Raw genomic sequence first — 26,714 nt, forward strand, 5'->3', positions numbered from 1 at the left:
GTACATTATGTCGGCGACTCAAAATTACGGCACTGGCCGTCGCAAGACCGCAACCGCACGCGTTTTCCTGCGTCCGGGTACTGGTAACATCTCCATCAACAACCGTTCGCTGGAAAACTTCTTCGGCCGCGAAACTGCCCGCATGGTAGTTCGTCAGCCGCTGGAGCTGACTGAGACTGTCGAGAAGTTCGACATCTACGTCACCGTGATCGGTGGTGGTGTAAGTGGTCAAGCTGGCGCAATCCGCCACGGCATCACTCGCGCTCTGATGGACTACGACGAAACCCTGCGTGGCGCTCTGCGCAAAGCTGGCTTCGTTACTCGCGACGCCCGTGAAGTTGAACGTAAGAAAGTTGGTCTGCGTAAAGCGCGTAAGCGTCCGCAGTACTCGAAGCGTTAATTCCGCTTCCACGTTCAAAAAGAACGCCCGATTCCTCACGGAACCGGGCGTTTTTTTATGCCTGCGATTTATCAACTAATTGCGCTGTGACAACTTGCCACATTCGTAGACCCCCTATACTGCAAGGCTTGAGGGTGATGGCTCCGGGTAATTCCCTTGTCAGAATTGGGGCTTTTCATTACCATTCGGCAAAATTTTTATAAGTAACATTGATTTATTTAGTAGATGCCTGATTTAACAGGCCACAAAGCTGATGGGAGAGGACTGAATGAGCAATGACGGCGTGAATGCAGGCCGGCGTCGCTTCTTGGTAGCAGCCACATCCGTGGTGGGTGCTGCAGGAGCGGTGGGGGCTGCGGTCCCGTTCGTGGGGTCATGGTTTCCCAGTGCCAAGGCGAAAGCCGCTGGTGCACCGGTGAAAGTGAATGTCAGCAAAGTCGAGCCAGGGCAGCAGATGATTGCTGAGTGGCGCGGTCAGCCGGTGTTCATTGTCCGCCGTACTGCGGAAATCCTGGGGAATCTGAAAAAGATCGAGGGCCAGCTCTCTGACCCGGACTCCAAGAACTCGGTACAACCGACTTACGTTGATCCAGAAGTGCGTTCGATCAAGCCAGAAATTCTGCTGCTGATCGGGATTTGCACACACCTGGGTTGCTCTCCGACCTTCCGTCCCGAAGTGGCACCTGCGGATCTGGGCAAAGACTGGGTAGGCGGTTATTTCTGCCCTTGCCACGGTTCCCACTACGATCTGGCTGGCCGCGTCTACAAGTCGCAACCTGCGCCTTTGAACCTGCCAGTACCCCCGCATTCCTATGAGACCGACGACATCATTGTCATTGGCGTCGATACGGAGAAAGCGTGATGAGCAAGTTCATGGATTGGGTTGATGCGCGCTTTCCCGCGACCAAAATGTGGGAAGACCATCTCAGCAAGTATTACGCTCCAAAAAACTTCAACTTCTTCTACTTTTTCGGCTCGCTGGCGCTGCTGGTTCTGGTCAACCAGATCGTCACCGGTGTCTGGCTGACGATGAGCTACACCCCGTCGGCAGAAGAAGCTTTTGCTTCTGTCGAATACATCATGCGCGACGTCGAGTACGGCTCGATCCTGCGTTTGCTGCACTCCACCGGCGCTTCGGCGTTCTTCATCGTGGTCTATCTGCACATGTTCCGTGGCCTGCTCTACGGTTCGTACCAGAAGCCGCGTGAATTGGTGTGGGTCTTCGGCATGCTGATTTACCTGGCGCTGATGGCCGAAGCCTTCATGGGTTATCTGCTGCCATGGGGTCAGATGTCTTACTGGGGTGCCCAGGTGATCATCTCGCTGTTCGGTGCGATTCCGGTCATCGGCAACGACCTGACTCAGTGGATTCGTGGTGACTACCTGATCTCCGGGATCACCCTGAACCGCTTCTTCGCCTTGCACGTTGTGGCGCTGCCGATCGTGATCCTCGGTCTGGTGGTATTGCACATTCTGGCGCTGCACGAAGTCGGTTCGAACAACCCTGATGGCGTCGACATCAAGAAGCACAAAGACGAAAACGGCATACCGCTGGATGGCATCGCCTTCCACCCGTACTACACCGTGAAAGACATTGTCGGTGTCGTGGTGTTCCTGTTCATCTTCTGCTTTATCGTGTTCTTCTTCCCGGAAATGGGCGGCTACTTCCTCGAAAAACCAAACTTCGAGCAAGCCAACCCGTTCAAGACACCAGAGCACATTGCGCCGGTCTGGTACTTCACGCCGTTCTACGCGATTCTGCGGGCGATCCCCGACAAACTCATGGGCGTTATCGCCATGGGTGCGGCGATTGCGGTCCTGTTCGTGCTGCCGTGGCTTGACCGTAGTCCGGTCAAATCGATGCGCTACAAAGGCTGGATGAGCAAAATCTGGCTGGTGGTGTTCTGCATTTCGTTCGTGATCCTCGGCATTCTCGGTGTTCTTGCGCCGACGCCGGAGCGCACGCTGCTGTCGCAGGTCTGCACCTTCCTGTACTTCGCCTACTTCATTCTGATGCCGTTCTACACCAGGCTCGAGAAGACCAAACCGGTTCCGGAAAGGGTGACTGGCTGATGAAAAAGTTATTTTTTGCTCTGATTTTTGCTGCTTTGCCTGTCCTGTCCTTTGCCGCTGAACACGGTGGTCCGGAGCTGGAAAAAGTCGATATCGACGTTTCCGACAAGGCTGCCCTGCAGGATGGTGCGCGTACTTTTGCCAACTATTGCATGGGTTGCCACAGTGCCAAGTTCCAGCGTTATGAGCGGGTTGCCGATGACTTGGGTATTCCGCATGAGTTGATGCTGGAGAAGCTGGTGTTCACCGGCGCCAAGATCGGCGACCACATGACCATCGGCATGCAGCCGGTGGACGCCAAGACCTGGTTCGGCGCAGCGCCGCCGGATCTGACCCTGGTGGCTCGTGTGCGTGGCACCGATTGGCTCTACGGTTACCTGAAATCGTTCTACGAAGATCCTGCGCGCCCTTGGGGTGTGAACAACAAGGTCTTCCCGAACGTCGGCATGCCCAACGTGCTGGTCGGCCTGCAAGGTCGTCAGGTTGTGGGCTGCAAACAGGTACAGATCGTCGAAGACGGCAAGAAGCAATATGATCCGCTGACCGGCACGCCTTTGACCCATGAAGCGTGCGATCAACTGACCATCGTGCCGAAAAGCGGTGCTCTGAACGAAGAGCAGTTCGATGAGAAGGTCAAGAATCTGGTAACCTTCCTGGCTTACTCGGCTAACCCGGTTAAGCTGCAACATCAGCGCATCGGTACTTACGTCTTGCTGTACCTGGCGTTCTTCTTTGTGTTCGCCTACCTGCTCAAGCGTGAATACTGGAAAGACGTGCACTGATAACGCTTCAAGCATTGCTGTTAATCGCGCGCGCCCAAGGGCGCCTCCGATAGCGCAGGGTCTGCTCAGCCAGACCTTGCGGGAGGCGCCCTCTGGGCGCGCGCGTTTTTCCGGTTCCGATCATTTCAACAAGCGAGGAGGATCGCCATGGGCGTGACCAATCGGTTGGCCTGTTACTCCGACCCCGCCGACCACTATTCCCACCGAGTGCGCATCGTGCTTGCAGAGAAGGGTGTCAGCGCCGAAATCATTTATGTGGAAGCTGGTCGCCAGCCGCCTAAACTGATTGAGGTGAACCCTTATGGAAGCCTGCCTACGCTGGTCGATCGTGACCTGGCGTTGTGGGAGTCCACCGTGGTGATGGAATATCTGGATGAGCGTTACCCACACCCGCCATTGATGCCGGTTTATCCGGTGGCGCGGGCCAATAGTCGACTGCTGATACATCGTATTCAGCGTGACTGGTGTGGTCTGGTGGATCTGATTCTTGATCCGAAAAGCAAGGAGGCCGCGCGTGCCGTGGCGCGCAAGGAATTGCGTGAAAGCCTGACGGGCGTGTCGCCGCTGTTTGGCGACAAGCCGTTTTTCCTCAGTGAGGAACAAAGTCTGGTGGATTGCTGCCTATTGCCAATACTCTGGCGTTTGCCGATTCTGGGTATTGAACTGCCGCGGCCAGCCAAGCCGCTGCTTGATTATATGGAGCGTCAGTTTGCGCGTGAGGCATTCAAGGCGAGTCTGTCTGATGTCGAACGCGACATGCGCTAAGGCTTAAGGAGCCGCTATGAACTCCAGTCGACCTTATCTGGTCCGCGCGCTCTACGAGTGGATTGTGGATAACGATTGCACCCCGCACATGCTGGTCAATTCCGAGTACCCGGCGGTGCAGGTGCCGCAGGGTTTTGCCAGCGACGGGCAGATTGTTCTGAACATCTCGCCCAGTGCCGTACGGCATTTGCACATGGACAACGACGTGGTGACCTTTGAAGGTCGTTTCGGTGGTGTCCCGCACAGTCTGTACGTGCCTATCAGCGCTATCCTGGGCATCTACGCCCGGGAGAACGGTCAGGGCATGGTGTTCGATCTCGAGTCGCCTATGGGCGAAGATGAAGAGTTCGAGCCCGATGATGATCTGCCACCACCCGACAGCGAGCCGCCGCGCCCTACAGGCCGGCCAAGTTTGAAAGTGGTGAAATAAAAAAAGGCGATCCGAATGGATCGCCTTTTTTATTGCCGCTGAAAAAGCCTGAATCAGTCGATGTATTCGAATAGCTTCACGATTTTCTGCACGCCGGAAACGCCCTGTACCAGATTGGTTGCCTGTTGGGCTTCCTGTTTGGTCAGCAGGCCCAGCAGGTAGACGATGCCGTTCTCGGTCACAACCTTGATGCGCGAGCCTGGAATGCTGGCGTCGGTAAGCATCTGAGTCTTGATCTTGGTGGTCAGCCACGCGTCGTTCTGACGGGCCAGCAGAGAGGAGGGTTGCAGTATTTGCAGCTCGTTGTGCACCTTCTTCACGCGCTGTACGTTGGCGGCAGCCTGTTCGGCCTTGGCCTTGAGGTCTTCGCGCGGGGTTTGACCGGCCAGCAGCACCACGCCGTTGAAACTGGTGACGACGATGTGCGAGTCGTTGTCCAGGCCCGGATCGGCCTTGGCTACGTTGACGCCGACTTTGGTTTCGATCAACGAATCGTCGATCTTGCTGCCGAAGGTGCGGGTGCCGCGATCATCTTCAATCGGTGCTTCACGGCTGGCGTTCACCACAGAGGTGCAGCCACTGATGCCGAGGCACAGGGTCAAGGCCAGAAGGCCCAGGCGATTTGCGGTCATTCTTCACTCCCGAACAGTTGGCTGTCGATCAGATCGCAGAGGCAATGGATCGCCAGCAAGTGGACTTCTTGAATACGTGCAGTGACATTGGCCGGTACGCGAATCTCGACGTCTTCCGGCAATAGCAGTGATGCCATGCCGCCGCCGTCGCGTCCGGTCAATGCTACGACAATCATTTCGCGATCATGTGCGGCCTGGATCGCTTGAATAATGTTCGCCGAGTTGCCGCTGGTCGAAATCGCCAGCAACACGTCGCCCGGCTGGCCGAGCGCGCGGATCTGTTTGGAGAAGATTTCGTTGTAGCTGTAGTCGTTGGCGATCGAGGTGATCGTCGAGCTGTCGGTGGTCAGGGCGATGGCCGGCAGGCTCGGGCGCTCGCGCTCGAAGCGGTTGAGCAGCTCCGAGGAAAAGTGCTGGGCGTCGCCGGCAGAGCCACCGTTGCCGCACGAAAGCATTTTGCCTTCGTTGAGCAGGGCGTTGACCATGATTTGGCTGGCTTGCTCGATGTGCGGTGCAAGTACGTCCATCGCCTGTTGCTTGGTGTCGATACTGGCCTGGAAAAGCTGGCGAATTCGGGATTGCATGTCCATCTGTGTGACCTTAAGTAGCGCGGCTGTTCGGCACATGAATGTGCAGCCCGCAAAGCAAAGAGCAAAAATTGTCGGTGAAAGTGTCCGGGTCGGGATGCAGGCAATCAACTGTCGAAAGCATTCTGCAACCAGTTCAACTGATTCGGATGGCTGTCGATGGCCACCACGTCGAAGCGGCAGGGGGAATCGGCCCAGCGTGTTTCGCGCTGAAGAAAATACTGCGCGGCGAAAATCAGTTTCTGCCGTTTGCGCTCATCGATACTACCGAGTGCGCCACCCCATTGAGTGTTCTTTCTGTAGCGGACTTCAACGAATACTACTGTATCGCCATCAAGCATGACCAGATCAAGCTCACCGCGTTTGCATAACCAGTTCTGCGCCAGCAGGCGCAGACCCTGATGTTGCAGATGCTCGAGCGCCTGGCGCTCGGCATCTTTACCGCTTTGCGAGCTTGACCTGTCGGGCATCAGCGCGGGGTGTCCGGCAGGCGTTGAACCTGACCGTTGACGAACTGCGCCCATGGCAACTGGCGCACAACGCGTTGGTTCTGGGTCATGCCGAGGCTGCCCGACTGGCCTTCGATGCGGCTGTCCGGCAGAGCCTTGAGTTGACCCAGGCGCGGCGCCAGACGATAGGCATCCACACCCATCGCGTACAGGCGGCCGAGGCTGCCGGCAGCTTGTGGCCACTGTGCAACGACTTGCTGGCGCAGTGGATCATTAGCTTCCAGCAACCACGGAGTTTCGCAGAAGCGTACGCCGTTCATGTCGTTGTACTGATTGACGTCGCCACTGGCGCTGAATACATGCGAGGTCGCGTAAACCGGAACGTCGCCAGCGTACTGGAAGTTCAGGGTCGGCTTGATCTGCTGCGCCTGCTGCGGCGTCGCGGCGAGGAAGATGAACTCGATGTCCTGACGACGCGAAGGCTGCGCGGCTACGTTGGTGCCAGCGGCATTCTGCAGGCTCTTGGCGCGGGCTTCGCTCTGGCGCAGCTGGAACATATCAGCGATTTGCTGGGCCAGTTGCACTGGCTGGTCAACACGTTCGGTAGCAACGATGCTGCCGCCGTTGGCTTGCCAGTCCTGGCTGAACGCGCGCAGGACGCGGTCGCCCCATTCGCCTTTCGGCACCATGATCGCGGCGCGATGCAGGCCATCGGCGCGAGCGCGGCGGGACACTTCACGGGCTTCGTCTTCAGCTGCCAGACCGAACTGGAACAGTTGCGCAGGGCCTTGATCGCCTTCGCTGTAGTTCAGCGCAAGGGTGGTGATCGGCAGTTGCGGGCGAGTGCTCAGCTGTTTGACCAGTGGTTTTTCCAGCGGACCAACCACCAGTTGCACGCCATCGGCCTGAGCCTTGCGGTAAAACTCGTCCATCGAGGTCAGCTTCGAGCTGTCATAGAAAACGATCGCAGGTGGCTTCTGACCAGCCTGTTGCGCTTGATAGTGAGCGGCCATGAATCCTTCGCGCAGTGCTTTGCCGACCGAGGCCAATTGGCCGTCTTGCGGCAGCAGCAGGGCGATTTTGCTCAGGGGCTGGCTGGCCAGTTCCTTGAGTTTGGTCAGCGGCAACGGCAAGTTGATCGCTGCCGGATGCTTTGGATTCTGCGCGCGCCAGGCGTCGATTGCGGCTTGCTGCTGTTCCAGCGTGCCGGCGGTTTTCACCGCTAGCGCCAGACCCATCCAGCCGCCGAGGTCGTCGGAGGTGTTCGGTTGCAGTTGATCGGTTGGCAGCGAGGCGATCAGAGTCCAGATCGCTTCGTGGTTCTTGCTCGCTGCTTCGCCTTTGAGCATTGGCGCGATGAAGATGCGCTCGCGGGCGGCGGCGAGTGTCTGGCCATCGGCTTCAAGAGCGCGGGCGTGGACGATGCCGGTGCGAACCTGCTGATCTTCCGGCATCTCACTCAGGTGTTGCAGGCTTGGATGGCTCAGGGCGGTCAGCGCGGCTTTCGGCTGATTGCGCGTCATCGCCAGTTCTGCGGACAGGGTGCTGGCGAAAATCTGCTGGCCCGGCTTCAGTTGCTCCATCGGCACTTGTTGCAGGATTTGCGCGGACTGTCCGGCATTGCCCTGGCGATAAGCCTGATCCGCTGCGCTCAGGCGCAACAGGGCAGCTTTTTCCGGGGTTTTAGCCTGGGAAGCCTGTTCGAGCAGTTGCTCGATGCTGGCATCCGGAGTCCGTGGAAGTTCGCCAAGGCTGGACGAAGGGGAGCTGGCGCAAGCCGCCAACAAGGCAGCGAGGCAGAGGGCAGTGAACAGCCGCAGGCAAGCGATCATGTAAGTGTTCCTGATACTCGATCAAATTAGCGTGGAATTGTACCCAAGCACTGGCCGGGGCGCGATGTTACTGGCGTGAATCAGTCAATTTAGCTGGTGCAAAGGCAACAGGGCCGCATAACAGTGCGACAAACCGTGTCTGCCACGAATGCATCGCAAGCCTCTCGACACGCTACAATGGCGGCTTTTACCGATCATGAGGTGTGCGCTTTGACTGCTCCAGGTGCTTTGAATTCCGCTGCTGGCTCGCTTTATGTGGTGGCGACGCCCATCGGCAACCTGGACGACATCAGTGCCCGGGCTCTGAAGATCCTCCGTGAAGTGGCGTTGATCGCTGCCGAGGACACTCGTCACTCGCAGCGACTGATGCAGCATTTCGGCATTTCCACGCCGCTGGCCGCCTGTCATGAACACAACGAACGTGATGAAGGTAGCCGTTTTATTACCCGGCTGCTGGCGGGCGACAATGTGGCGCTGATCTCCGATGCCGGCACGCCGCTGATTTCCGATCCCGGTTATCACTTGGTGCGTCAGGCGCGTGCAGCAGGAATCAACGTGGTGCCGGTGCCGGGTGCGTGCGCGTTGATCGCTGCACTGTCGGCGGCAGGCTTGCCGTCCGATCGCTTTATCTTCGAAGGCTTTCTGCCGGCGAAGATGGTTGGGCGCAAGGCGCGTCTGGAAGCCATTAAAGAAGAACCGCGTACGCTGATTTTTTATGAGGCGCCGCATCGTATTCTGGAATGTCTGCAGGATATGGAAGCGGTGTTCGGTGGCGAGCGCCCGGCATTGCTGGCTCGTGAAATCACCAAAACCTTCGAGACGCTCAAGGGCTTGCCGCTGGCTGAGCTGCGCGCGTTCGTTGAATCCGACAGCAATCAGCAGCGCGGCGAGTGTGTGGTGTTGGTCGCGGGCTGGACTGCGCCGGAATCCGAAGATGCGGTCAGCAGTGAAGCCATGCGCATCCTCAATCTGCTGCTCGAAGAGATGCCGCTCAAGCGCGCTGCGGCCCTCGCGGCGCAGATCACTGGTGAGCGCAAAAACGTGCTTTATCAGGTGGCGCTGGATAAACAGAAAGGCGTGTAAGCCGTCGCCCATAACGGTCTTGAGGCTTTTAGCGCTTGTTCTTCGGCCGCTCTGCCGTTAACCTTCGCGGCGGAGAGTCGATCGGACAGTCGCTGCCCTCTATGAAAATTAGGGGGGGGAGGAAAGTCCGGGCTCCATAGGGCGAAGTGCCAGGTAATGCCTGGGAGGCGTGAGCCTACGGAAAGTGCCACAGAAAATAACCGCCTAAGCGCTTCGGCGCCGGTAAGGGTGAAAAGGTGCGGTAAGAGCGCACCGCACAACTGGCAACAGTTCGTGGCTAGGTAAACCCCACTTGGAGCAAGACCAAATAGGGTCCCAAGGCGTGGCCCGCGCTGGGACCGGGTAGGTTGCTAAAGATGTCCAGTGATGGCCATCGTAGACGAATGACTGTTCAAGACAGAACCCGGCTTACAGATCGACTCTCCACCTTTTTCTTTCCCTGCTTGAATCAATTGTGTCGGGGCTGTGTATTATCAGCAGGCCCGGTCTGAAAGTTCGGCAGCGGCAAACGCAGTAATAGCAATTTCCCACCTTGCTTCAATCAACAGCAGAAGCGCTTTTGTAATACCGAAAAAATCTTACTCTTAACAAATTACTTTAACTTCCGAGCGCAGCTTCCAGTGCTGCATCAGGTTATTGGTCGAAAGTATCCGCCAAATTGTCGTTACCCCTCCTTTTAAGCTCCTAAATCTCCGTTCTGTAAGGGTTTTCCTTTAATCCGCGCCTTGACGGTGTGGTGGGCGCATTCCTATAGTGTGCGCAAGTGGCGGAAAGTGGCATGAAGTGGGTTTTTTGAGCTCAAAACGATAAAAATTGGAGAAACGCAGACGTGTTTCGCGGAGCTAACGCTATCAGTCTCGATGCAAAGGGCCGTCTCGCTATGCCGAGCCGGTACCGTGACGAGCTCGATTCGCGCAGTTCCGGCCAGTTGATCGTGACCATTGATGCCGTAGATCCATGTTTGTGTGTTTACCCGCTCGACGAGTGGGAAATCATTGAAACCAAGTTGCGCGCACTTCCTTCGCTCCGCGAAGAGAACCGTCGCCTGCAGCGTTTATTGATTGGTAATGCCGTCGATCTCGAACTCGATGGCAGTGGTCGTTTTCTGGTTCCACCGCGTCTGCGCGAATACGCGAAGCTCGATAAGCGCGCGATGCTGGTAGGCCAACTGAACAAGTTCCAATTGTGGGACGAGGATGCATGGGACGCGGTATCTGCCGCTGACCTTGCTGCTATTCAACAACCGGGCGCTATGCCTGATGAACTGCGTGATTTGATCCTGTGACTATTGATAGCGGCTTTAACCACATCACCGTACTGCTTGACGAAGCCGTCGAGGCTCTCGCCGTACGTCCTGATGGCTGCTATCTGGACGGTACGTTCGGGCGCGGCGGACACAGCCGGCTGATTCTCAGCCAGCTCGGCACGGACGGTCGGCTCATCGGGTTCGACAAAGATCCACAAGCGATTGCCACCGGGCAAACGCTAGCGGCCGAAGACGGCCGCTTTGTCGTTGTGCAGCGCAGCTTTGCCGAGCTGGGCTCGGTAGTCGCCGAACGCGGTCTGGATGGCAAGGTCAGCGGCATTCTGCTGGACCTCGGCGTGTCTTCGCCGCAACTCGACGACGCTGAGCGTGGCTTCAGCTTCCTTAACGACGGCCCGCTGGATATGCGCATGGACCCGTCCCGCGGGATCAGCGCTGCCGAGTTCGTCAACACCGCGCCGGTGGAAGAAATCGCCCGGGTGTTCAAGGAATACGGCGAAGAGCGTTTCTCCGGTCGCATGGCTCGTGCCGTGGCCGAGCGTCGCGATATCACACCTTTCGAACGCACGGCCGATCTGGCCGAAGTGCTCAAGGTCGCCAACCCGGCATGGGAAAAGGGCAAGAACCCGGCCACCCGTGCATTCCAGGGTCTGCGCATTCATGTCAACAACGAACTGGGTGATCTGGAAGCCGGCCTTGAAGCCGCAATGGAATGCCTGGAAATCGGTGGCCGTCTGGTCGTGATCAGCTTCCACTCGCTGGAAGACCGTATCGTCAAACTGTTCATGCGCAAGCTGGTGAAAGGCGAAGCCGACAACCTGCCGCGCAACCTGCCGGTTCGCCACGTTGCGTTCGAACCGAAAATCAAAGTCCATGGCAAAGCGCAGACGGCCTCCGACGCCGAACTCAAAGCCAACCCACGTTCGCGCAGCGCTGTCATGCGTGTGGCGGAGAAGTTGCGGTGAGTAAGCTTTTCGCCAAGCCACTGCCTGGCGGCAGCTTTTTCATGCTGCTGTTGTTTATCGGCGTGCTCGTGTCGGCCATCGGCGTGTCTTACAGCGCGCACTGGAACCGTCAGTTGCTCAACACCCTTTATAACGAACTCAGTGTGCGCGACAAGGCGCAGGCTGAGTGGGGTCGTTTGATTCTTGAGCAAAGCACCTGGACCGCGCACAGCCGGATCGAAGTGCTGGCCACTGAACAACTGAAAATGCACATCCCTGGCGCGGCTGACGTGAAGATGGTGGCGCCATGATGAAACTCGAAGGCGCACTCTTCCCTTGGCGCTTCCGCCTGATGGTGGCGCTGCTTGGTGTGATGGTCGCAGCGATCTGCTGGCGCATCATCGACCTGCAAGTGGTTGACCGTGACTTCCTCAAGGGTCAGGGCGACGCACGCAGCCTGCGACACATCCCGATTCCTGCTCACCGTGGTCTGATCACCGACCGTAACGGCGAGCCTTTGGCCGTGAGTACCCCGGTCACCACGCTGTGGGCCAACGCCAAGGAAATGCAGACGGCCAAAGAGAAGTGGCCGGCACTCGCCGCTGCGCTGGGGCAAGACCCGAAAGCGCTGACCGAACGCCTCGAAGCCCAGGCCAACAAAGAATTCATTTATCTGGTGCGCGGGTTGACTCCCGAGCAGGGCCAGGTCGTGCTCGACCTTAAAGTGCCGGGCGTTTACGGCATCGAAGAATTCCGCCGGTTCTATCCGGCCGGTGAAGTCACCGCGCACATGGTCGGGTTTACCGACATTGATGACCACGGTCGTGAAGGCGTCGAACTCGCCTACGACGAATGGCTCGCCGGGGTGCCGGGCAAACGTCAGGTGATCAAGGATCGGCGCGGACGTCTGATCAAGGACATCCAGGTCACCAAAAACGCCAAGGCCGGCAAGCCCTTGGCGTTGTCGATTGACCTGCGTCTGCAATATCTGGCCAACCGCGAGTTGCGCAACGCGATCATCGAGAACGGCGCCAAGGCCGGCAGTCTGGTGATCATGGACGTGAAGACCGGCGAGATCCTCGCCATGGTCAACCAGCCGACCTACAACCCGAACAACCGTCGCAACCTGCAACCGGCGATGATGCGTAACCGCGCGATGATCGACGTGTTCGAGCCGGGTTCGACCATGAAAGCCATCTCGATGAGCGCCGCGATCGAGTCCGGCCGCTGGAAACCGAGCGACACCGTCGAGGTGTATCCGGGTACCTTGCAGATCGGTAAATACACCATCAAGGACGTATCCAAGTCCGAAGGCCCGGTGCTGGACATGACCGGCATCCTGATCAATTCCAGTAACGTCGGCATGAGTAAGGTCGCGTTCGATATTGGCGGCGAGACCATTTACCGTCTCGCGCAGAAAGTCGGTCTGGGCCAGGACACCGGCCTCGGGTTCCCGGGCGAGCGCGTCGGCAACCTGCCGAACTACCGCGAGTGGCGCAAGGCTGAAACCGCGACCCTGTCTTACGGCTACGGTATTTCCGTCACCGCGATTCAGTTGGTGCATGCGTTCTCGGCGCTGGCCAACAACGGTCGTCTGGCGCCGCTGACCCTGATCAAAACCGACAAGCCGCCGCAGACCACGCAAGTGCTGCCGGAAGCCGTCGCGAAAACCATGCAAGGCATGCTGACCCAGGTGATCGAAGCACCGCGCGGCGTATTCCGTGCGCAGGTGCCGGCGTATCACGTTGCCGGCAAGTCCGGTACCGCACGTAAGACCTCGGTGGGTACCAAGGGCTACGCCGAAAACTCTTACCGTTCGCTGTTCGCCGGTTTCGGCCCGATGAGCGATCCGCGTTACGCCATTGTCGTAGTGATCGATGAGCCGTCCAAGGCCGGCTACTTCGGTGGTCTGGTTTCGGCGCCAGTGTTCAGCCGTGTGATGTCCGGCACGCTGCGCCTGATGAACGTGACTCCGGATAACCTGCCGGCCACCCAGCAGGCTAACGCCACTCCGACTATTCCGCTGAAAGCCAATGGAGGGCGCGGCTGATGTCATTAAGTCTGAACAAGATATTCCCCCACGCCGGCCACGATCTGTTGATCCGTGAATTGGCGCTGGACAGCCGCAACGTACGTGCAGGCGATTTGTTCCTTGCAGTACCGGGCGGCAAATTCGATGGTCGTACGCACATTGCCGATGCGCTGCAACGCGGTGCGGCGGCAGTAGCTTATGAAGTGGAAGGCGCCACCGTGTTGCCGATCACCGAAGTGCCGCTGATCCCGGTCAAAGGTCTGGCGGCGCAGCTGTCGGATATCGCCGGGCGCTTCTATGGCGAGCCGAGCCGTCATCTGAACCTGATCGGTGTGACCGGCACCAACGGCAAAACCAGCGTTACCCAACTGGTTGCGCAGGCGCTGGATCTGCTCGGTCAGCATTGCGGCATTGTCGGCACTCTCGGTTCCGGTTTCTATGGCGCGCTGGAAAGCGGTCTGCACACCACGCCGAACCCGATTGCCATGCAAGCGACCTTGGGCGACCTGAAAAAGGCCGGCGCCAAAGCCGTGGCCATGGAAGTGTCTTCCCACGGTCTGGATCAGGGCCGGGTCAGTGCATTGGCGTTCGACGTGGCAGTGATGACCAACCTGTCCCGTGATCACCTCGATTATCACGGCACCATGGAGGCTTACGCCGAGGCCAAGGCCAAGCTGTTTGCCTGGAATGACTTGAAGTGCCGGGTGGTCAATCTCGACGACGAGTTCGGCCGTCAATTGGCTGCCGACAAGCGCGAATCGCGTTTGATCACCTACAGCCTGCTCGACAGCAGCGCCTACCTGTATTGCCGTGAAGCGCAGTTCGATGACGAAGGCGTGCGTGCCACGCTGGTCACGCCGCAGGGCGAACATCATCTGCGCAGCACCTTGCTCGGCCGTTTCAATCTGAGCAACGTGCTGGCTGCGGTCGGCGCCTTGCTCGGTCTGGATTACGCCCTCGACGAAATTCTCAAAGTGCTGCCGAAGCTCGAAGGTCCGATCGGACGCATGCAGCGTCTCGGCGGCGGTACTCAGCCGTTGGTGGTGGTCGATTACGCCCACACCCCGGATGCCTTGGAAAAAGTTCTGACCGCACTGCGCCCGCACGTCAAAGGCCAGTTGCTGTGCCTGTTCGGCTGCGGCGGTGATCGTGATCGCGGCAAGCGTCCGCTGATGGCGGAAGTGGTCGAGCGTCTGGCTGACCGCGTGCTGGTCACCGATGACAATCCGCGTACCGAAGATCCGGCAGTGATTTTCGACGACATCCGCGCCGGTTTCACGGCTGTGGATAAAGTCACGTTCGTTGCCGGCCGTGGCCAGGCGATTGCGCAACTGATCAGCCAGGCCTCGGCGGATGACGTGATTGTCCTCGCCGGCAAAGGGCACGAGGACTATCAGGAAATCAACGGCGAGCGCCACGCGTTCTCCGATCTGGTCGAAGCCGATCACGCCCTCACCGCGTGGGAGGTGGCGCATGCTTAAGGCATTGAAACTCAGCGAACTGACCAACGTGCTCGATGCACGTTTGATCGCGGGTGACGCGTCCTTTAATGGCGTCAGCATCGACAGCCGTGCGATCCAGCCCGGCCAATTGTTTATTGCCCTGACCGGTCCGCGCTTCGATGGTCATGACTATCTGAACGATGTTGCCGGCAAAGGCGCGGTCGCTGCGCTGGTCGAGCGTGAAGTCGCCGACAGCACACTGCCGCAATTGCTGGTGAAAGATACCCGTCAGGCCCTTGGCCAGTTGGGCGCGTTGAACCGTGCTGCATTTACGAAACCGGTCGCAGCAATCACCGGCTCCAGCGGCAAGACCACGGTCAAGGAAATGCTCGCGAGCATCTTGCGCACGCGCGGTCCGGTACTGGCGACCCGTGGCAACCTGAACAACGACCTCGGCGTGCCGTTGACCCTGATCGAACTGGGCGCGGAACACACTTCCGCCGTGATCGAACTGGGTGCTTCGCGTCTGGGCGAAATCGCCTACACCGTCGGGCTGACCAAGCCGCATGTGGCGATCCTCAACAACGCCGGCACCGCGCACGTCGGTGAATTCGGCGGGCCGGAAAAAATCGTCGAAGCCAAGGGCGAAATCATCGAAGGCCTGGCAGCGGATGGCGTTGCCGTGCTCAACCTCGACGACAAAGCCTTCGGCATCTGGAAGACCCGCGCCGGCAGCCGCAAAGTGCTGACCTTCGCCTTGAGCAATGTTCAGGCGGACTTCTACGCCAGTGACTTGAGCACTGATGCCCGTGGTTGCCCGGCCTTCAATCTGCATACGCCTGAAGGTGTGGAGCGGGTTCAACTGAACCTGCTCGGCACCCATAACGTCGCCAATTCCATGGCTGCCGCCGCTGCTGCACACGCACTGGGCGTGTCGTTGTTCGGTATCGCCACTGGGCTTGGCGCGGTACAACCGGTCAAGGGCCGCACCGTCGCGCAACTGGCGAAGAACGGCATGCGCGTAATTGATGACACTTACAACGCAAACCCCACCTCCATGTGCGCAGCCGTTGATATACTCGCCGGCTTTTCCGGCCGCACCGTCCTGGTGCTCGGAGACATCGGCGAGTTGGGCGAGTGGGCGGAGCAGGGGCACCGCGACGTGGGCGAGTACGCCCGGGGCAAGGTTTCCGCGCTTTACGCTGTCGGGCCAAACATGGTCCACGCCGTGAACGCTTTCGGTGAACAGGCGCATCACTTCGGCACGCAAGCCGAACTGATCCAGGCCCTCGACGCCGAGCAGGACACAAACACCACTATTTTGATCAAGGGTTCGCGCAGTGCAGCGATGGAAAACATCGTTGCGGCTCTGTGCGGGTCCAGTCTGGAGAAACATTAATGCTGCTGCTGCTAGCGGAGTATCTGCAACAGTTCTACAAAGGCTTCGCGGTCTTCCAGTACCTGACCCTGCGCGGGATTCTCGGTGTGCTGACCGCGCTGGTCTTGTCGCTGTGCTATGGCCCGTGGATGATCCGCACCCTGCAGAACCGTCAGATCGGCCAGTCCGTACGTAATGACGGCCCGCAATCGCACCTGTCCAAATCCGGCACGCCGACCATGGGTGGCGCGCTGATCCTGTCGTCCATCGGTGTCAGCACCTTGCTCTGGGCAGACCTGAGCAACCGTTATGTCTGGACCGTGCTGCTGGTGACTTTGCTGTTCGGTGCCATCGGCTGGGTCGACGACTACCGCAAGGTCATCGAGAAGAACTCCCGTGGCTTGCCGAGTCGATGGAAGTATTTCTGGCAATCGGTGTTTGGCCTCGGCGCAGCGATCTTCCTTTATATGACCGCGACCACTCCGGTGGAAACCACGCTGATCCTGCCGATGCTCAAGGACTACAGCATTCCGCTGGGCTTCGGTTTCATCGTGCTGACCTACTTTGTGATCGTCGGTTCGAGCAACGCGGTCAACCTGACTGACGGCCTCGACGGCCTGGCGATCATGCCGACCGTGATGGTTGGTGGTGGCCTGGGTATCTTCTGCTACCTGTCGGGTAACGTGAAATTCGCGGAATACCTGCTGATCCCGTATGTGCCGGGCGCGGGTGAACTGATTGTGTTCTGCGGGGCGCTGATCGGTGCCGGTCTGGGCTTCCTCTGGTTCAACACCTATCCGGCGCAAGTCTTCATGGGTGACGTCGGCGCACTGGCGCTGGGCGCGGCCCTCGGCACCATCGCGGTGATCGTCCGTCAGGAAATCGTCCTGTTCATCATGGGCGGTGTGTTCGTGATGGAAACCCTGTCAGTGGTGATTCAGGTTGCTTCCTTCAAGCTGACCGGTCGCCGTGTGTTCCGCATGGCACCGATACACCACCACTTTGAACTCAAGGGCTGGCCCGAGCCACGCGTGATTGTCCGTTTCTGGATCATCACCGTGATTCTCGTGCTCGTCGGCCTTGCCACCCTGAAGCTGAGGTAGAACGAGTGTCTCTGATCGCTTCTGACCACTTCCGCATCGTTGTCGGCCTCGGCAAGAGCGGCATGTCCCTGGTTCGCTTCCTGGCGAACCGGGGCACGTCGTTTGCCGTGGCTGACACGCGGGAAAATCCACCGGAACTGGCCACGCTCAAGCGTGACTATCCGCACGTGGAAGTGCGTTGTGGCGAGCTGGACGTCGAATTCCTCTGCCGTGCCGACGAGCTCTACGTGAGCCCCGGTCTGGCACTGGCGACCCCGGCCCTGCAAGCCGCCGCTGCCCGTGGCGTGAAACTGTCCGGTGACATCGAGCTGTTCGCGCGTAACGCGCAGGCGCCGATCGTGGCCATCAGCGGTTCCAACGCGAAGAGCACCGTCACCACCCTGGTCGGCGAGATGGCGGCTGCGGCCGGCAAACGTGTGGCAGTGGGCGGCAATCTCGGCACTCCGGCGCTGGATCTGCTGCGCGACGACATCGAGTTGTACGTGATGGAACTGTCGAGTTTCCAACTGGAAACCACTGACCAGCTCAACGCTGAAGTGGCGACCGTGCTCAATATCAGCGAAGACCACATGGATCGTTACAGCGGTCTGCCGGCGTACCACCTGGCCAAACACCGGATCTTCCGTGGTGCGAAGCAGTTCGTGGTCAACCGTCAGGATGCGCTCAGCCGTCCGCTGATCGGCGAGGGCCAGCCATGCTGGACCTTCGGCCTGACCAAACCGGATTTCAAGGCGTTCGGTCTGCGCGAAGAGAATGGCGAGAAATACCTAGCCTTCGAATTCCAGAACCTGATGCCGGTGCGCGAGCTGAAGGTACGTGGCGCCCATAACCAGTCCAACGCCCTTGCGGCGCTGGCGCTCGGCCATGCGGTCGGCCTGCCGTTCGACGCGATGCTCTCGGCGCTGCGCAACTTTGCCGGCCTCGAACACCGCTGCCAGTGGGTGCGTGATCTGGACGGCGTGGCTTACTACAACGATTCCAAAGCCACCAACGTTGGCGCCGCACTGGCTGCCATCGAAGGGCTGGGAGCGGACATCGACGGCAAGGTCATTCTGATTGCCGGCGGCGACGGCAAGGGTGCCGAGTTCAAGGACCTGCGTGATCCGGTGGCGGCCAACTGCCGCGCCGTGGTCCTGATGGGCCGCGACAGCGACAAGATCGGCGACGCCATCGGCGATGCCGTGCCACTGATTCGCGCCACCTCGCTGGCCGATGCCGTCGAGCAATGCCGTGCTGCCGCCCAACCGGGTGATGTGGTGCTGCTGTCTCCGGCCTGCGCCAGTTTCGATATGTTCAAGAATTACGAAGACCGTGGTCACCAGTTCGTCCGCGCCGTGGAGGAATTGGCATGAGCCTGCGCAATATCATCAAACCGTATCCGTCGCCGATCATTACCGGGCGCGGCATCGACCTCGACTTCCCGATGCTCGCCGGTTGCCTGGCACTGCTCGGCCTGGGCCTGGTCATGATCGCCTCGGCATCGACCGAAGTGGCCGCAGCGCAGTCGGGCAGCGCTCTGTATTACATGACTCGCCACCTGATCTACATCGTGCTGGGTCTGGGCGCTTGCGTCGTCACCATGATGATTCCGATTGCCACCTGGCAACGCCTCGGCTGGCTGATGCTGATTGGTGCGTTCGGCTTGCTGATCATGGTGATCGTCCCGGGGATCGGCCGTGAAGTGAACGGTTCGATGCGCTGGATCGGGTTCAGCTTCTTCAACGTTCAGCCGTCCGAGATCGCCAAGGTGTTCGTGGTGATCTACCTCGCTGGTTATCTGGTGCGTCGCCAGAAAGAAGTGCGCGAGAGCTGGATGGGCTTCTTCAAGCCGTTCATCGTGCTGTTGCCAATGGCTGGCCTGTTGCTGATGGAGCCGGACTTCGGTGCCACCGTCGTAATGATGGGCGCGGCCGCGGCGATGCTGTTCCTTGGCGGGGTCGGGCTGTTCCGGTTCTCGCTGATGGTGGTGTTGGCGGTCGGGGCCGTGGTGCTGTTGATCCAGATGCAGCCGTATCGAATGGCGCGTCTGACCAACTTCGCCGACCCGTGGGCCGACCAGTTCGGCGCCGGTTATCAGCTGTCGCAAGCCTTGATCGCCTTCGGTCGTGGCGAATGGTTTGGCGTTGGCCTGGGCAACAGCGTGCAGAAACAGTTCTACCTGCCGGAAGCACACACCGACTTCGTGTTCTCGGTACTGGCTGAAGAACTGGGCGCCGTGGGTTCGCTGCTGACCGTCGCACTGTTCGTCTTCGTGTGTATTCGCGGCATGTACATCGGCTTGTGGGCAGAGAAGGCCAAGCAGTTCTTCGCGGCTTATGTTGCCTACGGTCTGTCGTTCCTGTGGATCGGCCAGTTCCTGATCAACATCGGTGTGAACGTCGGCCTGCTGCCGACCAAGGGTCTGACCCTGCCGTTCCTCAGTTATGGCGGTAGTTCGTTGGTGATCTGCTGCGCCTGCCTTGGCCTGTTGCTGAGGATCGAGTGGGAGAGTCGAACCCACCTGGGCAGTGAGGAGATGGAGTTCCAGGAGAGCGACTTCGCCGAGGAGTCGAATCATGGGCGCTAACGTATTGATCATGGCTGGCGGCACTGGCGGCCACGTGTTCCCGGCGCTGGCCTGTGCCCGCGAGTTTCAGGCGCGCGGTTACACCGTGCACTGGCTCGGCACGCCACGCGGAATCGAAAACGATCTGGTGCCGGCTGCCGGTCTGGAGCTGCATCGCATCAACGCCAGCGGTCTGCGCGGCAAGGGCAAGCTGTCGCTGCTCAAGGCGCCGTTCATGCTGTTGAAATCGGTCTGGCAGGCACGGGCGATCATTCGTCGGTTGCGTCCGGTCTGCGTCGTCGGTTTCGGCGGTTATGTGACCGGCCCTGGTGGCCTGGCCGCGAAACTGTCCGGTGTGCCGGTGATCGTTCACGAGCAGAACGCCGTGGCCGGTACCGCCAATCGGTTGCTGGTGCCGTTCGCCGCCCGGGTGTGTGAAGCATTCCCCGACACCTTTACTGTGTCGGACACCCGCCGTACCACCGGAAACCCGGTGCGCAGCGAGCTGTTCCTCGAAACACCGCGACAGGCTCTGGCCGGTCGCAAGGCGCGTTTGCTGATCCTGGGCGGAAGCCTTGGCGCAGAGCCGTTGAACAAGTTGCTGCCTGAAGCCCTGTCGCAAGTCGCTGCCGATTTGCGTCCGGAAGTGTTCCATCAGGCCGGCAAAAACCACGATGAAGTGACCGCAGAGCGCTATCGCGCAGCTGGCGTCGAGGCGCAAGTGCAGCCTTTCATCAAAGACATGGCCCAAGCCTATGGCTGGGCCGACCTGGTGGTGTGCCGCGCTGGCGCGCTGACCATCAGTGAGCTGGCTGCTGCCGGTCTGCCCTCGATGCTGGTGCCTTTGCCCCACGCCATCGACGATCACCAGACCCGCAACGCCGAATATTTGGCCCGTGAAGGCGCTGCCTTCCTGATGCCGCAAAGAACGACTGGTGCCGCGGATCTTGCCGCGCGCCTGACAGAGGTCTTGATGCAACCGCAACGACTCGAAGAAATGGCCCAAGCGGCCCGCCGTCTGGCGAAACCCGAAGCCACCCGCAGCGTGGTCGATACCTGTCTGGAGGTGGCCCATGGTTGAGAATCAGAAAGCCATGCCACAACCAGAAATGCGCCGCATCCGTCGCATCCACTTCGTCGGTATCGGCGGCGTGGGCATGTGCGGGATCGCCGAAGTGTTGTTGAACCTGGGCTATGAAGTCTCCGGTTCCGACCTCAAGGCGTCGCCGGTTACCGAGCGTCTGGAATCCTTCGGCGCAAAAATCTTTATCGGCCACCGCGCCGAGAACGCCGCGACCGCTGATGTATTGGTAGTCTCGAGCGCCGTCAACACCTCCAACCCGGAAGTTGCCACCGCCCTTGAGCGCCGCATTCCGGTGGTGCCGCGTGCCGAAATGCTCGCCGAACTGATGCGTTATCGCCACGGCATCGCCGTCGCCGGTACGCACGGCAAGACCACCACCACCAGCCTGATCGCTTCGGTGTTCGCTGCCGGTGGCCTGGACCCGACGTTCGTTATCGGTGGCCGTCTGAATGCTGCGGGCACCAATGCCCAGCTCGGCACCAGCCGCTACCTGATCGCCGAAGCCGATGAAAGCGACGCAAGCTTCCTGCACCTGCAACCGCTGGTGGCCGTGGTTACCAACATCGACGCCGACCACATGGCGACCTACGGTGGCGACTTCAATGTATTGAAGAAAACCTTCGTCGAGTTCCTGCACAACCTGCCGTTCTACGGTCTGGCGGTGGTGTGTCTGGACGATCCGGTGGTGCGTGAAATCCTGCCGCTGGTCAAGCGCCCGGCCGTGACCTACGGCTTCAGCGAAGAAGCCGACGTGCGTGCGATCAATGTTCGTCAACAGGGCATGCAGACCTTCTTCACCGTGCTGCGTCCCGATCGTGAGCCACTGGATGTGTCGGTGAACATGCCCGGCAATCACAACGTGCTCAATGCACTGGCAACCATCTGCATCGCCACCGACGAAGGCGTCAGCGATGAAGCCATCGTGCAGGGCCTGTCCGGATTCCAGGGTGTTGGTCGACGCTTCCAGGTCTACGGCGAACTGCCGGTGGATGGCGGCAGCGTGATGCTGGTCGACGACTATGGTCACCACCCGACCGAAGTCGCAGCCGTGATCAAAGCCGTACGAGGTGGCTGGCCGGACCGTCGTCTGGTGATGGTTTACCAGCCGCACCGATATAGCCGCACCCGCGACCTGTACGACGATTTCGTCAATGTACTGGCCGACGCCAACGTGCTGCTGCTGATGGAAGTTTATCCGGCCGGCGAAGAGCCGATCCCGGGTGCCGACAGCCGCAAGTTGTGCAACAGCATTCGCCAGCGCGGCCAGCTCGATCCGATCTACATCGAGCGTGGCGTCGATCTGGCGCCGTTGGTCAAACCGCTGCTGCGGGCCGGCGACATTCTGTTGTGTCAGGGCGCCGGTGATATCGGCGGTCTCGCACCAAAGCTGTTGAAAAGTGAGTTGTTCGCTGGCGCCGTGGCGGCGTCGGTCGAGGGGAAGTTGAAATGACTGCTGCCTACGCCAATCTGTTTTCCACTATCGCGCCGAAAGACTTCGGCCGCGTCGCCGTGCTGTTCGGCGGGATGAGTGCCGAGCGTGAGGTTTCGCTGAAATCCGGTAACGCCGTGCTCGAGGCGCTGCAAAGCGCTGGTGTGGATGCGTTCGGGATCGATGTGGGCAAGGATTTTCTGCAGCGTCTGCTGAGCGAAAAAATTGATCGCGCTTTCATCATTCTCCACGGTCGTGGCGGTGAAGACGGCAGCATGCAAGGCCTGCTCGAATGCGCAGGTATTCCGTTCACCGGTAGCGGCATCCTCGCTTCGGCGCTGGCCATGGACAAGCTGCGCACCAAGCAGGTCTGGCACAGCCTCGGGATTCCGACGCCGCGTCACGCCGTGCTGCGCAACGAAGCCGATTGTATTTCGGCGGTGACGGAACTGGGCCTGCCTTTGATCGTCAAACCGGCCAATGAAGGTTCAAGTATCGGTATGGCCAAAGTGAATTCCGCGTCCGAGCTAGTCGACGCATGGAAAGCGGCCAGTACCTACGATTCGCAAGTGTTGGTCGAGCAATGGATTCAAGGTCCGGAGTTCACCATCGCCACCCTGCGTGACCAGGTGTTGCCTCCAATCGCCCTGGGTACACCGCACACGTTCTACGACTACGACGCCAAGTACGTGGCTAACGATACCCAGTATCGAATCCCGTGCGGGCTCGACGCAGCCAAGGAAAAGGAACTCATGGATCTCACGGCCAAGGCCTGTGAGGCGCTGGGTATCGCCGGTTGGGGCAGGGCAGACGTGATGCAGGACGCCGAAGGGAAGTTCTGGTTCCTGGAAGTGAATACCGCACCGGGCATGACCGATCACAGTCTGGTACCGATGGCAGCGCGTGCTGCCGGTCTGGATTTCCAGCAACTGGTTCTGGCCATTCTGGCCGCCAGTGTTGAAGACGTTCGAGGTTAAGACGATGCAAGGCGCACAGCTCAGACATCAGCCACCCGCACCCGGCCGCAAGCCGGTGCCGCGGGGTGCCAGCCGAATGGTGGCGAAAGAGCCGATGTCCGCGCGCCTGCCGAAAGCCAACTTCGGTTTTCTGAAAAGTCTGTTCTGGCCGGTGCTGCTGGTAGTGCTCGGCTTTGGTACCTACGAAGGCGCACAGCGTTTGCTGCCGTACGCCGACCGGCCGATCACCAAAGTCGCGGTGCAGGGCGACCTGAGTTACATCAGTCAGCAAGCGGTGCAGCAGCGGATCGCTCCGTACACAGCGTCGAGCTTCTTCACCATCGACCTGGCGGCCATGCGTACCGAGCTTGAGCAGATGCCATGGATCGCCCACGCCGAAGTGCGTCGGGTTTGGCCGGATCAAGTTGTGATCCGCCTCGAAGAGCAACTGCCGGTGGCCCGTTGGGGCGACGAGTCTTTGCTGAACAACCAGGGCCAGGCGTTTACGCCCAAGGAACTGGCGAACTACGAACATCTGCCACAGCTGTTCGGCCCACAACGGGCCCAGCAGCAAGTGATGCAGCAATACCAGGTGTTGAGCCAGATGCTCAGGCCGATGGGCTTCTCGATTGCACGTCTGGAATTGCGTGAACGCGGCAGCTGGTTCTTGACCACTGGAGCCGGCAGCTCCGGCCCCGGAATCGAGTTGCTGCTGGGACGCGGCAACCTGGTGGAAAAGATGCGCCGCTTCATCGCTATCTATGACAAGACGCTTAAAGACCAGATTACGAACATTGCGCGCATCGATCTGCGCTACGCCAACGGCCTCGCCGTTGGCTGGCGGGAACCTGTAGCGCCGACGACAGCCCAACCCGCTGTCGCAAAGAATTAAGAAGAGGCAGGACCCATGGCAAACGTGCAAAGCGGCAAAATGATCGTCGGTCTGGATATCGGCACCTCCAAGGTGGTGGCGCTGGTAGGCGAGGTTGCGGACGACGGCACGCTGGAAATCGTCGGGATCGGTACCCATCCGTCCCGCGGCCTGAAGAAAGGCGTGGTGGTGAACATCGAATCCACCGTGCAATCGATTCAGCGTGCGATCGAAGAAGCCCAGCTGATGGCCGGCTGCCGCATTCACTCGGCGTTTGTCGGCGTGGCCGGCAACCATATCCGCAGCCTGAACTCCCACGGCATCGTGGCGATCCGTGATCGCGAAGTCAGCTCGGCTGACCTTGAGCGTGTACTCGACGCGGCCCAGGCCGTGGCGATCCCGGCTGACCAGCGCGTGCTGCACACCCTGCCGCAGGATTACGTGATCGATAACCAGGAAGGCGTTCGCGAACCACTGGGCATGTCCGGCGTACGTCTGGAAGCCAAGGTTCACGTGGTGACCTGCGCCGTCAACGCCGCACAGAACATTGAAAAATGCGTGCGTCGCTGCGGTCTGGAAATCGACGACATCATTCTTGAGCAACTGGCGTCCGCTTACTCGGTTCTGACCGACGACGAGAAAGAGCTGGGCGTGTGCCTGGTCGACATCGGCGGCGGCACCACCGACATCGCAATCTTCACCGAAGGTGCGATCCGTCACACCGCAGTGATCCCGATTGCCGGTGATCAAGTGACCAACGACATCGCCATGGCGTTGCGCACTCCGACCCAGTACGCCGAAGAGATCAAGATCCGTTACGCCTGCGCCCTGGCCAAACTGGCCGGTGCCGGCGAAACCATCAAGGTGCCAAGCGTTGGCGACCGTCCACCGCGTGAGCTGTCGCGTCAGGCCCTGGCCGAAGTGGTCGAGCCGCGCTACGACGAACTGTTCACCCTGATTCAGGCTGAACTGCGTCGCAGCGGTTACGAAGACCTGATCCCGGCCGGCATCGTCCTGACCGGTGGTACGTCGAAGATGGAAGGCGCCACTGAACTGGCCGAAGAAATCTTCCACATGCCGGTACGCCTCGGTGTGCCGCACGGCGTGAAAGGTCTGGATGACGTAGTGCGCAACCCGATTTATTCCACTGGCGTCGGCCTGTTGATGTACGGCCTGCAAAAGCAGTCCGACGGAGTCTCGTTCTCCGGCATCGGCAGCCGCGACAGCTACAGCAACGAAGAGCCACAGGCGCCGTTGCTGGACCGATTGAAGAAGTGGGTTCAAGGCAACTTCTAAAGCTTTACCGCAACACCGCAACAAAAAGCAGTAGGCGAAAAAACTAGAGAATGTAAGGAGAGGGAAAATGTTCGAACTCGTAGACAACATCCCCGCAAGCCCGGTAATTAAAGTTATCGGTGTTGGCGGTGGCGGCGGCAACGCTGTCAATCACATGGTCAAGAGCAACATCGAAGGCGTTGAATTCATCTGCGCCAACACCGATGCTCAAGCACTGAAAAACATCGGTGCGCGGACCATCCTGCAACTAGGCACTGGTGTGACCAAAGGCCTTGGCGCCGGCGCGAACCCGGAAGTCGGCCGTCAGGCTGCTCTGGAAGACCGCGAGCGCATTGCTGAAGTGCTGGCCGGCACCAACATGGTGTTCATCACCACTGGGATGGGCGGTGGTACCGGTACCGGTGCTGCGCCGATCATCGCCGAAGTGGCCAAGGAAATGGGCATTCTGACCGTTGCTGTCGTAACGCGTCCGTTCCCGTTCGAAGGCCGCAAGCGTATGCAGATCGCCGATGAAGGCATCCGCATGCTCTCCGAAAGCGTCGACTCGTTGATCACCATTCCTAACGAGAAGCTGCTGACCATCCTTGGTAAAGACGCCAGCCTGCTGTCGGCTTTCGCCAAGGCCGACGATGTACTGGCCGGTGCCGTTCGCGGTATCTCCGACATCATCAAGCGTCCGGGCATGATCAACGTCGACTTCGCCGACGTACGTACCGTGATGAGCGAAATGGGCATGGCAATGATGGGCACTGGCTGCGCCAGCGGTCCTAACCGTGCACGTGAAGCCACTGAAGCGGCGATCCGCAACCCGCTGCTGGAAGACGTGAACCTGCAAGGTGCACGCGGCATTCTGGTGAACATCACCGCCGGTCCTGACCTGTCTCTGGGTGAGTACTCCGACGTGGGTAGCATCATCGAAGCCTTCGCTTCCGAGCACGCCATGGTCAAGGTCGGCACCGTTATCGATCCGGACATGCGCGACGAACTGCACGTGACCGTGGTTGCTACCGGTCTGGGCGCGAAAATCGAGAAGCCTGTGAAGGTCATCGACAACACCGTTCACACCTCCATGGCTGCACAGGTGCAACAACCGGCACCCGCTCGTCAGGAAGCTGGCGCAGTGAACTACCGTGATCTGGACCGTCCGACCGTCATGCGCAACCAGGCTCAGGCCGGTGCTGCGACTGCCGCGAAGATGAATCCGCAAGATGACCTGGACTACCTGGACATCCCGGCTTTCCTGCGTCGTCAGGCCGATTGATGGAATGTATCAGGGCTATGAAGGTGATTGGTGTTCAGCAAAGGCATGGTCTGCTATTATCGCCAGCCTTTGTTGA

Annotated in this window: 26 protein-coding genes and 1 other RNA gene; 23 read left to right on the top strand and 4 right to left on the bottom strand. The window is 59.6% G+C overall.

The features are described 5' to 3' along the window. Positions 1-7: 7 nt before the first annotated feature. The 6 genes from rpsI (at position 8) to ACTWLJ_RS12245 (ending at position 4,450) form a co-directional block, all read left to right on the top strand. The gene (gene rpsI / locus ACTWLJ_RS12220) at positions 8-400 is read left to right on the top strand and encodes a 30S ribosomal protein S9 (protein WP_008080273.1); all 393 of its coding nucleotides are present in this window, start codon (positions 8-10) and stop codon (positions 398-400) included. Between the two features lie 268 nt (positions 401-668). After that, positions 669-1,262 (top strand): ubiquinol-cytochrome c reductase iron-sulfur subunit, encoded by a 594-nt coding sequence (petA, locus tag ACTWLJ_RS12225; RefSeq protein ID WP_445180987.1) that lies wholly within the window; start codon positions 669-671, stop codon positions 1,260-1,262. Then, positions 1,262-2,473, top strand: coding sequence for a cytochrome b (locus ACTWLJ_RS12230; RefSeq protein WP_016985147.1), 1,212 nt, complete (start codon positions 1,262-1,264; stop codon positions 2,471-2,473). Before petA ends, ACTWLJ_RS12230 begins: the two co-directional genes overlap by 1 nt. Beyond that, entirely contained in the window at positions 2,473-3,255 is a 783-nt protein-coding gene (locus ACTWLJ_RS12235) for a cytochrome c1 (protein ID WP_401220195.1), read from the top strand. The genes ACTWLJ_RS12230 and ACTWLJ_RS12235 overlap by 1 nt, the downstream gene beginning before the upstream one ends. A 147-nt stretch (positions 3,256-3,402) precedes the next feature. Next, entirely contained in the window at positions 3,403-4,020 is a 618-nt protein-coding gene (locus tag ACTWLJ_RS12240) for a glutathione S-transferase N-terminal domain-containing protein (RefSeq protein WP_445180988.1), read from the top strand. Between the two features lie 16 nt (positions 4,021-4,036). Then, entirely contained in the window at positions 4,037-4,450 is a 414-nt protein-coding gene (locus ACTWLJ_RS12245) for a ClpXP protease specificity-enhancing factor (protein WP_445180989.1), read from the top strand. Positions 4,451-4,503: 53 nt separating this feature from the next. Here the strand turns inward: ACTWLJ_RS12245 and ACTWLJ_RS12250 are convergent, their stop codons facing one another. From ACTWLJ_RS12250 to ACTWLJ_RS12265, 4 genes are all read right to left on the bottom strand, one after another. After that, positions 4,504-5,082, bottom strand: coding sequence for a BON domain-containing protein (locus ACTWLJ_RS12250; RefSeq protein ID WP_401220191.1), 579 nt, complete (start codon positions 5,080-5,082; stop codon positions 4,504-4,506). Next, complete coding sequence (locus tag ACTWLJ_RS12255) at positions 5,079-5,672, bottom strand: phosphoheptose isomerase (protein WP_166221264.1); 594 nt, start codon at positions 5,670-5,672, stop codon at positions 5,079-5,081. Before ACTWLJ_RS12255 ends, ACTWLJ_RS12250 begins: the two co-directional genes overlap by 4 nt. 104 nt (positions 5,673-5,776) lie before the next feature. Next, positions 5,777-6,139 (bottom strand): YraN family protein, encoded by a 363-nt coding sequence (locus ACTWLJ_RS12260; RefSeq protein WP_401220189.1) that lies wholly within the window; start codon positions 6,137-6,139, stop codon positions 5,777-5,779. Further along, a complete protein-coding gene (locus ACTWLJ_RS12265) occupies positions 6,139-7,950 on the bottom strand; it encodes a penicillin-binding protein activator (protein WP_445180990.1) in 1,812 nt (603 codons plus the stop codon). The genes ACTWLJ_RS12260 and ACTWLJ_RS12265 overlap by 1 nt, the downstream gene beginning before the upstream one ends. A gap of 177 nt (positions 7,951-8,127) precedes the next feature. Here ACTWLJ_RS12265 and rsmI point away from each other — a divergent pair, with 177 nt between their 5' ends. The 17 genes from rsmI (at position 8,128) to ftsZ (ending at position 26,638) form a co-directional block, all read left to right on the top strand. Continuing rightward, entirely contained in the window at positions 8,128-9,033 is a 906-nt protein-coding gene (rsmI, locus tag ACTWLJ_RS12270) for a 16S rRNA (cytidine(1402)-2'-O)-methyltransferase (protein WP_401220185.1), read from the top strand. A gap of 73 nt (positions 9,034-9,106) precedes the next feature. After that, positions 9,107-9,460, top strand: an RNA gene (rnpB, locus tag ACTWLJ_RS12275) — RNase P RNA component class A. Positions 9,461-9,862: 402 nt separating this feature from the next. Next, positions 9,863-10,318 (top strand): division/cell wall cluster transcriptional repressor MraZ, encoded by a 456-nt coding sequence (mraZ, locus tag ACTWLJ_RS12280; protein ID WP_053154948.1) that lies wholly within the window; start codon positions 9,863-9,865, stop codon positions 10,316-10,318. Next, positions 10,315-11,262 carry a 16S rRNA (cytosine(1402)-N(4))-methyltransferase RsmH gene (rsmH, locus tag ACTWLJ_RS12285; protein WP_401220182.1) on the top strand — a complete coding sequence of 316 codons (948 nt, stop codon included), beginning with the start codon at positions 10,315-10,317 and terminating at the stop codon, positions 11,260-11,262. The genes mraZ and rsmH overlap by 4 nt, the downstream gene beginning before the upstream one ends. Next, positions 11,259-11,552 (top strand): cell division protein FtsL, encoded by a 294-nt coding sequence (gene ftsL, locus ACTWLJ_RS12290; protein WP_007956777.1) that lies wholly within the window; start codon positions 11,259-11,261, stop codon positions 11,550-11,552. The genes rsmH and ftsL overlap by 4 nt, the downstream gene beginning before the upstream one ends. Next, on the top strand, positions 11,552-13,291 hold the full coding sequence (locus ACTWLJ_RS12295) for a peptidoglycan D,D-transpeptidase FtsI family protein (protein ID WP_401220198.1): 1,740 nt from the start codon (positions 11,552-11,554) through the stop codon (positions 13,289-13,291). The genes ftsL and ACTWLJ_RS12295 overlap by 1 nt, the downstream gene beginning before the upstream one ends. Beyond that, entirely contained in the window at positions 13,291-14,754 is a 1,464-nt protein-coding gene (locus tag ACTWLJ_RS12300; protein WP_445180991.1) for a UDP-N-acetylmuramoyl-L-alanyl-D-glutamate--2,6-diaminopimelate ligase, read from the top strand. The genes ACTWLJ_RS12295 and ACTWLJ_RS12300 overlap by 1 nt, the downstream gene beginning before the upstream one ends. Next, positions 14,747-16,114, top strand: coding sequence for a UDP-N-acetylmuramoyl-tripeptide--D-alanyl-D-alanine ligase (locus ACTWLJ_RS12305; protein ID WP_445180992.1), 1,368 nt, complete (start codon positions 14,747-14,749; stop codon positions 16,112-16,114). The genes ACTWLJ_RS12300 and ACTWLJ_RS12305 overlap by 8 nt, the downstream gene beginning before the upstream one ends. Further along, positions 16,114-17,196 carry a phospho-N-acetylmuramoyl-pentapeptide-transferase gene (gene mraY / locus ACTWLJ_RS12310; RefSeq protein WP_401220173.1) on the top strand — a complete coding sequence of 361 codons (1,083 nt, stop codon included), beginning with the start codon at positions 16,114-16,116 and terminating at the stop codon, positions 17,194-17,196. The genes ACTWLJ_RS12305 and mraY overlap by 1 nt, the downstream gene beginning before the upstream one ends. A 5-nt stretch (positions 17,197-17,201) precedes the next feature. Next, positions 17,202-18,548 carry a UDP-N-acetylmuramoyl-L-alanine--D-glutamate ligase gene (murD, locus tag ACTWLJ_RS12315; protein ID WP_445180993.1) on the top strand — a complete coding sequence of 449 codons (1,347 nt, stop codon included), beginning with the start codon at positions 17,202-17,204 and terminating at the stop codon, positions 18,546-18,548. Then, positions 18,545-19,762 carry a putative lipid II flippase FtsW gene (gene ftsW, locus ACTWLJ_RS12320; protein ID WP_445180994.1) on the top strand — a complete coding sequence of 406 codons (1,218 nt, stop codon included), beginning with the start codon at positions 18,545-18,547 and terminating at the stop codon, positions 19,760-19,762. Before murD ends, ftsW begins: the two co-directional genes overlap by 4 nt. Then, positions 19,752-20,822: an undecaprenyldiphospho-muramoylpentapeptide beta-N-acetylglucosaminyltransferase gene (gene murG, locus ACTWLJ_RS12325; protein WP_445180995.1), complete on the top strand. Its 1,071-nt coding sequence runs from the start codon at positions 19,752-19,754 to the stop codon at positions 20,820-20,822. Before ftsW ends, murG begins: the two co-directional genes overlap by 11 nt. Beyond that, a complete protein-coding gene (gene murC, locus ACTWLJ_RS12330; RefSeq protein WP_445180996.1) occupies positions 20,815-22,275 on the top strand; it encodes a UDP-N-acetylmuramate--L-alanine ligase in 1,461 nt (486 codons plus the stop codon). Before murG ends, murC begins: the two co-directional genes overlap by 8 nt. Beyond that, positions 22,272-23,231, top strand: coding sequence for a D-alanine--D-alanine ligase (locus tag ACTWLJ_RS12335; RefSeq protein WP_401221353.1), 960 nt, complete (start codon positions 22,272-22,274; stop codon positions 23,229-23,231). Before murC ends, ACTWLJ_RS12335 begins: the two co-directional genes overlap by 4 nt. Positions 23,232-23,235: 4 nt before the next feature. After that, the gene (locus tag ACTWLJ_RS12340) at positions 23,236-24,102 is read left to right on the top strand and encodes a cell division protein FtsQ/DivIB (protein WP_401221350.1); all 867 of its coding nucleotides are present in this window, start codon (positions 23,236-23,238) and stop codon (positions 24,100-24,102) included. A 15-nt stretch (positions 24,103-24,117) separates the two neighbouring features. Next, positions 24,118-25,377 (top strand): cell division protein FtsA, encoded by a 1,260-nt coding sequence (gene ftsA / locus ACTWLJ_RS12345; protein WP_123463152.1) that lies wholly within the window; start codon positions 24,118-24,120, stop codon positions 25,375-25,377. Between the two features lie 67 nt (positions 25,378-25,444). After that, positions 25,445-26,638 (top strand): cell division protein FtsZ, encoded by a 1,194-nt coding sequence (ftsZ, locus tag ACTWLJ_RS12350; protein ID WP_445180997.1) that lies wholly within the window; start codon positions 25,445-25,447, stop codon positions 26,636-26,638. The last annotated feature ends 76 nt before the right edge of the window (positions 26,639-26,714 follow it).

Source organism: Pseudomonas sp. McL0111, from assembly GCF_052567255.1.

What these genes read in the sequence shown, in the direction of transcription:
- rpsI (WP_008080273.1), top strand. Translation starts at nt 8, where the DNA reads ATGTCGGCGACTCAAAATTACGGCACTGGCCGTCGCAAGACCGCAACC.
- petA (WP_445180987.1), top strand. Translation starts at nt 669, where the DNA reads ATGAGCAATGACGGCGTGAATGCAGGCCGGCGTCGCTTCTTGGTAGCA.
- ACTWLJ_RS12230 (WP_016985147.1), top strand. Translation starts at nt 1,262, where the DNA reads ATGAGCAAGTTCATGGATTGGGTTGATGCGCGCTTTCCCGCGACCAAA.
- ACTWLJ_RS12235 (WP_401220195.1), top strand. Translation starts at nt 2,473, where the DNA reads ATGAAAAAGTTATTTTTTGCTCTGATTTTTGCTGCTTTGCCTGTCCTG.
- ACTWLJ_RS12240 (WP_445180988.1), top strand. Translation starts at nt 3,403, where the DNA reads ATGGGCGTGACCAATCGGTTGGCCTGTTACTCCGACCCCGCCGACCAC.
- ACTWLJ_RS12245 (WP_445180989.1), top strand. Translation starts at nt 4,037, where the DNA reads ATGAACTCCAGTCGACCTTATCTGGTCCGCGCGCTCTACGAGTGGATT.
- ACTWLJ_RS12250 (WP_401220191.1), bottom strand. Translation starts at nt 5,082, where the DNA reads ATGACCGCAAATCGCCTGGGCCTTCTGGCCTTGACCCTGTGCCTCGGC.
- ACTWLJ_RS12255 (WP_166221264.1), bottom strand. Translation starts at nt 5,672, where the DNA reads ATGGACATGCAATCCCGAATTCGCCAGCTTTTCCAGGCCAGTATCGAC.
- ACTWLJ_RS12260 (WP_401220189.1), bottom strand. Translation starts at nt 6,139, where the DNA reads ATGCCCGACAGGTCAAGCTCGCAAAGCGGTAAAGATGCCGAGCGCCAG.
- ACTWLJ_RS12265 (WP_445180990.1), bottom strand. Translation starts at nt 7,950, where the DNA reads ATGATCGCTTGCCTGCGGCTGTTCACTGCCCTCTGCCTCGCTGCCTTG.
- rsmI (WP_401220185.1), top strand. Translation starts at nt 8,128, where the DNA reads ATGGCGGCTTTTACCGATCATGAGGTGTGCGCTTTGACTGCTCCAGGT.
- ACTWLJ_RS12295 (WP_401220198.1), top strand. Translation starts at nt 11,552, where the DNA reads ATGAAACTCGAAGGCGCACTCTTCCCTTGGCGCTTCCGCCTGATGGTG.
- ACTWLJ_RS12300 (WP_445180991.1), top strand. Translation starts at nt 13,291, where the DNA reads ATGTCATTAAGTCTGAACAAGATATTCCCCCACGCCGGCCACGATCTG.
- ACTWLJ_RS12305 (WP_445180992.1), top strand. Translation starts at nt 14,747, where the DNA reads ATGCTTAAGGCATTGAAACTCAGCGAACTGACCAACGTGCTCGATGCA.
- mraY (WP_401220173.1), top strand. Translation starts at nt 16,114, where the DNA reads ATGCTGCTGCTGCTAGCGGAGTATCTGCAACAGTTCTACAAAGGCTTC.
- ftsW (WP_445180994.1), top strand. Translation starts at nt 18,545, where the DNA reads ATGAGCCTGCGCAATATCATCAAACCGTATCCGTCGCCGATCATTACC.
- murG (WP_445180995.1), top strand. Translation starts at nt 19,752, where the DNA reads ATGGGCGCTAACGTATTGATCATGGCTGGCGGCACTGGCGGCCACGTG.
- murC (WP_445180996.1), top strand. Translation starts at nt 20,815, where the DNA reads ATGGTTGAGAATCAGAAAGCCATGCCACAACCAGAAATGCGCCGCATC.
- ACTWLJ_RS12335 (WP_401221353.1), top strand. Translation starts at nt 22,272, where the DNA reads ATGACTGCTGCCTACGCCAATCTGTTTTCCACTATCGCGCCGAAAGAC.
- ACTWLJ_RS12340 (WP_401221350.1), top strand. Translation starts at nt 23,236, where the DNA reads ATGCAAGGCGCACAGCTCAGACATCAGCCACCCGCACCCGGCCGCAAG.
- ftsA (WP_123463152.1), top strand. Translation starts at nt 24,118, where the DNA reads ATGGCAAACGTGCAAAGCGGCAAAATGATCGTCGGTCTGGATATCGGC.
- ftsZ (WP_445180997.1), top strand. Translation starts at nt 25,445, where the DNA reads ATGTTCGAACTCGTAGACAACATCCCCGCAAGCCCGGTAATTAAAGTT.